This is a genomic window from Rhizobium sp. L9 (assembly GCF_002531885.1).
GTDB lineage: Bacteria > Pseudomonadota > Alphaproteobacteria > Rhizobiales > Rhizobiaceae > Rhizobium.
Map to the genome: position 1 here is coordinate 297337 of NZ_NWSZ01000006.1, position 8005 is coordinate 305341.

General features: G+C 62.4%; 6 protein-coding genes. 2 read left to right on the forward strand and 4 right to left on the reverse strand.

All coding sequences use genetic code 11. The annotated features are described in order from the left end of the window. The first annotated feature begins 21 nt into the window (after positions 1 to 21). Positions 22 to 1410, forward strand: coding sequence for an MFS transporter (locus CO660_RS08310; protein WP_097598314.1), 1389 nt, complete (start codon positions 22 to 24; stop codon positions 1408 to 1410). A 17-nt stretch (positions 1411 to 1427) separates the two neighbouring features. On the opposite strand, the gene purH is transcribed toward CO660_RS08310, so the two are convergent. The 4 genes from purH to htpX form a co-directional block, all read right to left on the reverse strand. Continuing rightward, positions 1428 to 3044: a bifunctional phosphoribosylaminoimidazolecarboxamide formyltransferase/IMP cyclohydrolase gene (gene purH / locus CO660_RS08315; RefSeq protein WP_097598315.1), complete on the reverse strand. Its 1617-nt coding sequence runs from the start codon at positions 3042 to 3044 to the stop codon at positions 1428 to 1430. A gap of 203 nt (positions 3045 to 3247) precedes the next feature. Then, positions 3248 to 4921 (reverse strand): heparinase II/III family protein, encoded by a 1674-nt coding sequence (locus tag CO660_RS08320; protein WP_097598316.1) that lies wholly within the window; start codon positions 4919 to 4921, stop codon positions 3248 to 3250. A gap of 204 nt (positions 4922 to 5125) precedes the next feature. After that, positions 5126 to 6514 (reverse strand): RsmB/NOP family class I SAM-dependent RNA methyltransferase, encoded by a 1389-nt coding sequence (locus tag CO660_RS08325; protein WP_097598317.1) that lies wholly within the window; start codon positions 6512 to 6514, stop codon positions 5126 to 5128. Continuing rightward, positions 6505 to 7461 carry a zinc metalloprotease HtpX gene (htpX, locus tag CO660_RS08330; RefSeq protein ID WP_097598318.1) on the reverse strand — a complete coding sequence of 319 codons (957 nt, stop codon included), beginning with the start codon at positions 7459 to 7461 and terminating at the stop codon, positions 6505 to 6507. The genes CO660_RS08325 and htpX overlap by 10 nt, the downstream gene beginning before the upstream one ends. A 110-nt stretch (positions 7462 to 7571) precedes the next feature. Here htpX and CO660_RS08335 point away from each other — a divergent pair, with 110 nt between their 5' ends. Then, complete coding sequence (locus CO660_RS08335; protein ID WP_085779893.1) at positions 7572 to 7796, forward strand: DUF1674 domain-containing protein; 225 nt, start codon at positions 7572 to 7574, stop codon at positions 7794 to 7796. The last annotated feature ends 209 nt before the right edge of the window (positions 7797 to 8005 follow it).

Consider the following 8005-nt stretch of genomic DNA (forward strand, 5'->3'; position numbering starts at 1 on the left):
CAGTCCGCGAAAAAGGAGCGGATGTTGAATCGCATAGACTGGACAGGAACGCAGCCGCCGAAAGCCACGGAGAAGGGCATCTGGGGGTGGATGTTCTTCGACTGGGCGGCGCAGCCTTTCTTCACCGTGGTCACCACCTTCATTTTCGGGCCCTATTTCGTTTCGCGCCTGACCGATGATCCGGTGTCGGCCCAGACGACGTGGAGCAACATGGCGACGATCTCCTCAGTGATCATCGCCGTGCTGTCGCCCGTTCTCGGCTCGATCGCCGACCAGTCCGGCGCGCGCAAACCGTGGATCGGGTTCTTCGCCATCATCAAGATCGTCAGCCTCTTCTGCCTTTGGTTTGCAGCCCCGGGTTCGCCTGTCCTCTACCCCGTGATCTTCATGATCCTCGCCTCGATTTCGGCCGAGTTTTCCATTGTCTTCAATGATTCGATGATGCCGCGGCTGGTCGCCAAGCACGAGGTGGGCAAGCTCTCCAACACCGCCTGGGGGCTTGGCTATCTCGGCGGGATGATCGTGCTGATTGCCGTCGTCACGCTATTGGCGGCCGACCCGGAAAGCGGCAAGACCCTTCTCGGCCTCGATCCACTTTTCGGCCTCGACCCCAGGACCGGCGAGGACGCGCGCATCACCGGGCCGATCTCGGCCGTCTGGTACCTGATTTTCATCCTGCCGATGTTCTTGTTCACACCCGATGTCGGCAGAGGCCTGCCTTTCGGCACTGCCATCCGCGCCGGCCTGCGGGAACTGAGAAACACGCTCGGTGAACTCGGAGAACGCCGCGGCATCCTGAAATTCCTCATCGCCCGCATGATCTACCAGGACGGCGTCAACGGCCTGTTGATCCTCGGCGGCGTTTTCGCCGCCGGCATGTTCGGCTGGGCGACGATCGAGATCGGCCTCTACGGCATCATCCTCAACGTCGTTGCGATCTTCGGCTGCCTGATCGCCGGACGGATCGACAAGGGCGTCGGCTCCAAGATAACCGTCGTCATCAGCCTCACCATGCTGCTTCTCGCCACCATCGGCATCATCTCGACCGGGCCCGGTTACACCCTGTTCGGCCTGATGCCGCTGCCGACGGCCGATTCCGGCGGCCTCTTCGGCACCGCCGCGGAAAAGGCCTATATCCTTTACGGCCTGCTGATCGGGCTCGCCTTCGGGCCGGTGCAGGCCTCGTCGCGCTCTTATCTCGCCCGCAGCGTCAGCCTCGAGGAAGCCGGACGCTACTTCGGCATCTACGCGCTTTCGGGGCGCGCCACGAGCTTCATGGCGACGCTGCTCTTCTCGCTGGTGACTTATCTGAGCGGATCGGCGCGGCTCGGAATGGCAACGCTGATCCTGTTTCTCGCCGGCGGGCTAGTGCTGCTGATCCGCACGCCCTATCCGGCCGATCGCGCCTGACAATATTCCGGCGCGCCTCAGTGCCGGAAATGGCGCATGCCGGTGAAGACCATCGCCACGCCGTGTTCGTTGGCGGCGTCGATGACCTCCTGGTCTCGCATCGAACCGCCCGGCTGGATAACGGCTGTCGCCCCTGCGGCGATCATCGACAGAAGACCATCGGCAAATGGCAGGAAGGCTTCGGAAGCAACCGCCGAGCCCTGCGTCATCGGCGCCGAGAGACCGAGCGCCTTGGCGGCCTCATCGGCCTTCAGCGCGGCAATGCGGGCGGAATCCACCCGGCTCATCTGGCCGGCGCCGATCCCGGCTGTCTGGCCGTCCTTGGCATAGACGACGGCGTTCGATTTGACATGCTTGCCGACCTTGAAGGCGAACTTCATATCATCAAGCTCCTGCGCCGTCGGCGCGCGCTTGGTGACGACCTTGAGCTCCAGATCCTCGACCATGCCGTTGTCGCGGCTCTGGACGAGCAGACCGCCCGAAACGGTCTTCGCCGTCAGTCCTGGGGCGCGCGGATCGGGCAGGCCACCGGCCGACAGCAGCCGCAGGTTCGGCTTGCGGGCGACGACCGCCTTCGCCTCCTCGGTGACATCAGGGGCGATGATGACCTCCGTGAAGAGCTTGACGATCTCCTCGGCTGTTTCGGCGTCCAATATACGGTTGAGGGCGATAATGCCGCCGAAGGCGGAAACGGAATCGCAGGCGAGCGCCCGCTGATAGGCTTCCACCAGGCTCGAGCCTGTGGCGACGCCGCAGGGATTGGCATGTTTGATAATCGCGCAGGCGGGCGCCTTTTCTGGCAGGAACTCGGCGACGAGTTCATAAGCGGCATCAGTGTCGTTGATATTGTTATAGGAGAGCTGCTTGCCCTGCAGCAGGAGAGCCGTCGAAACACCCGGCCGCTTCTCGCCGGTGACGTAGAAGGCAGCCTTCTGGTGCGGATTTTCGCCGTAACGCATTTCTTCCTTCAGCGCGCCGCCGATGACGCGGTGGCGCGGCGTGTCGATCGCCAGCGCCTCGGCGAACCAGTTGGAAATCATGGCATCATAGGCCGCGGTACGGGCATAGGCCTTGGCGGCCATGCGCTGGCGGAAGGCATAGGCGGTCTTGCCGTCATCCGCCGAAAGCTGCTCCTTGAACTCGGCATAATCGTCGGGATCGGTCAGGATGGTCACATAGGCATGGTTCTTGGCCGATGCCCGGATCATCGCCGGACCGCCGATATCAATATTCTCGACGGTCGTCGGATAGTCGCCGCCAGCCGCCCGCACCTCTTCGAAAGGGTAGAGGTTGATGACGGCAAGATCGATGCCCTCAATGCCGTGCTTCTTCATCGCTTCCTGGTGTTCGCCGTCGTCGCGGATCGCCAGCAGGCCGCCATGCACCGTCGGATGCAGCGTCTTGACGCGCCCATCCATGATCTCTGGAAAGCCGGTGACCTCGGAGACGTCGGTGACGGCCAGACCGGCAGCGGCGATCGCCTTGTAGGTGCCGCCGGTCGACAGCAGACGCACGCCTCTTTCTGACAGCGCCCGGGCGAGCTCGACGATGCCTGTCTTGTCGAAGACGGAGAGGAGCGCGGTCTTGATTTCGACCTTGTCCGGGGCGGGGATCTTTTTGGAAATGACGGCCATGAACCTTCTCCGTTCGGGCTTCGGGAGATATCCGCTAGAGCATGAGGCCGAAGTATGCGCGGCTTTCGGACGAGCTGCCTTAGGGACGTTTCTTGTTGGGCGCCGCGTTAGCACAGCTTTGCCGCCACGCAAACAGCGCTGATGCTCTGCCTTTCGATTTAATCCAGGATTTGAATTTTGGCCAGCCGGCCGGCCCGTTTAGGCTAAGCTTTACGGGAAAGGAACCAGCGGATCTCCATCTTTTCGGCCAGATCGAAATCGATCTCGATCTGGTCAGAGCCGCAGATGCCGGAGCTGTCGGCGAAGAAGATGTCCTCGGAAATCAGCACTTCGTTGCCGGGCGCGGTAAATAGCCAGCTCTCGCCATCCGGCGCCGTCAGCAGCACGGATTCTCTATCGCTCTGTTGCAGAACGATGGACGGATGAACATGAAAACGGGCGACGGCCTTCAGGGGCTCGTCACTTTCATATCCTTCACGCCGTATGAGCCGGTCGTGGCCAGTCACTATCGAACCTGCGGCATTGAGAGTCAGCTCGCGCTCATGCAGCACGCCGAATATCCTGAGATAACCGTCATGGCTGAGCTTGATGCTGTCGCGCCCATCCTCCGTTTCCAGACGTTCGACCGTCACGGTTTTCACCGGCTCGGTGATCGCGTGATCGAGGAAAGGCGAGTGTGAAAAACGGCTGGATGAGGTGTCGTTGAGGATGACGGTCGAATGGGCCGCGGTCGTGCGCGCCATCTGCACGTAGCGGTGCCCGGCAAATTTCGGCGAGCCGGAATTGACGATGAAGCGATGGCGGCCGGACGACATTTCGAAGGAGAGGCTGCCGGCATGCGCGGTGCGCAATGCGCCGCCCGAGGGCGGCGTGCCGGTATCGGCGATGATCACCGTCTTGCCGCCGGAAAGCCGCTGATAGCGCGACTGCGGTAAAGCCTTGAACGGCTGGCCGGCGGTCTCGTCATATCTGAGCACCGACATCAGCTCATTGGCGAGCGTCGAGGTTGCGCCGTTGAAAAGCGCCAGATCCCCATCCTGATGCCGGAAGAACCGCAAAGCCGGATACATACGGTCGATGCCGGAGATCAGCTTCTGCGGCAGATCATGGCCGAGATTGACGTAAGTCTGTCGCAGGGGCAGCAGGTCGAGCAGCAATTCGAGGCCGATGCGCGGGTTGCGCGAAACATGGCCGCCATCCGGCAGAATCTGGCTATCGAACTGACGGTCGAGCGCCTGCGCCGCTCTCCGAAGCGTGGATGCGCGAGCCGGCATGGCGACGGAGGCCATGGCGAGCGCGATGCGCAGCCGGAACAGCTCCAGGCCTCCGAGCGTATAGGGTGCCATGCGATGCAGGAACCTGACCTGGAAAGCCAGCGACTTCATGAACCGGCGATAAAAGCCACGATCGGCGTTCTGCAGCACAACAGGCGAATGCGACAGCCAGGCGATGACGCGCTGGGCGGTGACGTCGGTCTCCCAGGCAATTCCTTCCATACGGCCGGCATGGATGGAAAGCCAGCTGTCGACGATGGCGCGGGCAGCCGCCGCGCTGCGCTCCGTCTTGTGCGCCCGCATGTGCCGCAGCCAGCCGAAGCTGTGCAGGCGGGTCGCAAACGGCCGCGAGGGCAGGGTGAAGGTGAAGGGCGATTTGCCGTTCGTTTCCAGCATGCGCCCGGCCAGAAGGAAACGTCCGTTGAGAATTTCGTCGGCCACATGCGAATCGATGCCGCGAAGATCGGTCGGGGCGACGATCAGGCGCTCGGGTGGTTTGATAGAATGGCGAATGAGCTTCAGGCGCAGCAACGCGACGCGGCGCAAGGCGCGCCGCCAAGCTTCCCGAACATACATGCTCGCAAAACGCCGACCGGACTGCATATTCTATTGTCTATTGACCCTCGTGGTTAAGAATAGGTGAAAAGCAGCCGATTTCATCGTCCACAATGAATTAATTCGTAACAACGTTCGAATATGCGAAAATTAGTGCATGTCATTCGAAAACATTCCGGCGGTTTCGCAAAGAATGACGGACGCGCTGCGAGGATGTAGTGACGGGATTCGGACGACGTGTGTGGGTTTCAGTCAGGTCGTTCGCCGCAGCAACGCCGCGTAAAAGCCGTCGAGGCCGGAGGCGATGCCCTCCGGCATTTTCAGCATGGTCGGAAGCGTGCGGAATTCGCCGAGCGGCGTGATCGCCGCTTCGAGACCGGGCCAGTCGCCCGCGCTGATCGGCACGCGCTCGATCGCCTGCGTATCGGCAAGAATGCGGGCGACGACCTCCTCGCCTTCGGCGGGATCGAGCGAGCAGTTCGAAAATACCAGCGTGCCGCCGGGCTTCAGCAAGGTCAGCGCATGACGCAGCAGCCGCTCCTGCAGCGCCGCCAGCCTCGCGATATCATCCGGCCCCTTGGTCCACAGCACGTCGGGGTGCCGGCGCGTCGTGCCGGTGGAAGAGCAGGGGGCGTCGAGCAGGATCGCATCGAAGCCCTCCGTCGGCTTGAATGTCGTCAGGTCTGTCGCAACCGTTTCTGCCTTCAGGCCAAGCCGGTCGAGATTCGACCGCAGCCGTTTTAGCCGGCTTTCCGACTGATCGAGTGCAGTCACCGCACCGCCGGCAAGGATAAGCTGCGCTGTCTTGCCGCCGGGCGCAGCACAAAGATCGGCGACACGTTTGCCCGAGAGATCGCCGAAAAGCCTGGCCGGGATGCTTGCCGCCGAATCCTGCACCCACCACGCACCGTCGTCGAAGCCCTCGAGTGAAGGAATTCCGCCGTCGAAGGCAGCAAGCCGCACGCCGCCCGTCGGCAGGGCAACGCCGTTCAGCCTTTTCGCCCAGGCTTCGGCGTCGGATTTGACGGTCAAATCGATCGCCGCAGGCTCGAGCTGCGATTGCGAGATCGCCAGCGCCGCGTCGCGGCCATAGGCCTTTTCCAGCCGTGTGAGGAACCAGCCCGGCATCGGCGGCACCTTGGCGATCTCCCCCAGCACCTCGTCCTTTTCACGGCCGAGCCGGCGCAACACCGCGTTGACCAGCTTCGCAAAGCGGCGATTACGCGGATCCTGGTTGGCCTGCTCGACGGCAAGATCGACGGCCGAATGATCCGGCACGTCGAGATAGAGGATCTGAGCAGCCGCGATTGCCAGAACATGGTGCAAGGCGCGCGCGCCCTCCGGTAGCGGCGATTCCAGCAGCGAGGCAATTGCAGCGTCGATGCGCGGCAGATGGCGCAGCGTCGTATTCAGAATGGCGCGGACAAGGGCGCGATCGCTCTCGCCAAGCGCCTTATAGGCCGGATTGCCGTGTTCATGGTCGAGAGCGCCGTCAAGCGGCAGCTTGCGGTCGACGACGGCGGCAAGAATCTTTGCCGCCGCCGCTCGGGCCTGCAGGCCCGGCTTGGCGGACGCCGATCGGTCGGCGGAAGGTTTCTGTTTGCGGAATGGCTTTTTCGTGCCGTCTGAATTCAAGACCACGGACCTTTTGGCGGTTGCGAACCACCGCGACCCGTATTCGGAACAGAGCGCGATTTGCGCGACGGATTAGCAGCACGCACCGGTCCCGTCGAGATAGTCATGTCGCTTTGCGCCATCTCCTGCAGCGCGGCAATACGGTTTTCCGTGTTCGGGTGGGTGGAAAACAGATTGTCCATGCGTTCGCCGGAGAGCGGATTGATGATGAACATATGCGCCGTCGCCGGATTGCGCTCGGCATCCTCATTCGGCACATGGGCCGCGCCGCGGGCGATCTTTCCAAGTGCGGAAGCGAGCCAGAGCGGATTGCCGCAGATTTCAGCGCCGCGGCGATCGGCCGAATATTCACGCGTGCGGCTGATCGCCATCTGCACCAGCATGGCGGCGAGCGGTGCGACGATCATGGCGACGAGGACGCCGATGAAACCAAGCGGATTATTGTTGTTGTCGCGGTTGCCGCCGAAGAAGAAGGCGAAGTTGCCGAGCATCGAGATCGCGCCGGCAAGCGTTGCCGTGATCGTCATGGTCAGCGTGTCGCGGTTCTGGATATGGGCGAGCTCATGCGCCATCACGCCTGCGACCTCCTCGGGAGACAAGGCAGCAAGCAGGCCGGTCGAGGCGGCGACGGCGGCATTTTCGGGATTGCGGCCGGTGGCGAAGGCATTCGGCTGCGGGCTGTCGTAGAGATAGACCTTCGGCATCGGCAGGCCGGCATTACCGGCGAGATCGCGCACGATCGCAAAGAATTCCGGTGCGTTCCGTTCATCGATCTCCTGCGCGCGATAAGCCGCAAGCACCATGCGGTCAGAGTTCCAATAGGAGAAAAAATTCATGCTGGCGGCAATGAGAAAGGCGATCATCATGCCGCCCCGACCGCCGATCAGAAAGCCGACAAACATGAAAAGCGCCGTCATGAAGGCAAGCAACATGGCAGTGCGAACGAGGTTCATTGCGAATCTCCAACTCCGATTTCGGCGTCGCAAGCTTTCAATCCCGGCGACCGCGCATTATGATTTGGTTATCCACCCGCCATTTTCAATATTTCCGGCAGGAGAAGGCCATGCAGGAAGCCGATAACGACAATAGCCAAACGCCGACGGCCGAGGGATCGGAGCCGCCGCGCAAGGTGCTGTCCCCGGCGGCCCAACGTGCGCTTGCCGAGGCTGAAGAACGACGGAAGAACCGGAAGCCGCTGGAGCTGCCACCTGAGATCGGCGGCCGCGGCGGCGCCGAGCCTGCGCGCTTCGGCGATTACGAGATCAACGGCCGGGCGATCGATTTTTAAGATCGGGCCGGAATCCCGGCCTCGTGCAGGCCGTCCAAATTCGCCAGCCAAGTAAAGTGAGCCGCCCCGGGACTCGGATGGAGCGGCTCCTTATATCAGGCGGTCGCCTTGTTCTGCCGGTTGGCGATCAGATCGTCGACGACGGCGGGATCGGCAAGCGTCGAAGTGTCGCCGAGGGCACCGAAATCGTCCTCGGCGATCTTGCGCAG

Coding starts and splice junctions, on each gene's coding strand:
- CO660_RS08310 (WP_097598314.1), top strand. CDS start 22: ATGTTGAATCGCATAGACTGGACAGGAACGCAGCCGCCGAAAGCCACG.
- purH (WP_097598315.1), bottom strand. CDS start 3,044: ATGGCCGTCATTTCCAAAAAGATCCCCGCCCCGGACAAGGTCGAAATC.
- CO660_RS08320 (WP_097598316.1), bottom strand. CDS start 4,921: ATGCAGTCCGGTCGGCGTTTTGCGAGCATGTATGTTCGGGAAGCTTGG.
- htpX (WP_097598318.1), bottom strand. CDS start 7,461: ATGAACCTCGTTCGCACTGCCATGTTGCTTGCCTTCATGACGGCGCTT.
- CO660_RS08335 (WP_085779893.1), top strand. CDS start 7,572: ATGCAGGAAGCCGATAACGACAATAGCCAAACGCCGACGGCCGAGGGA.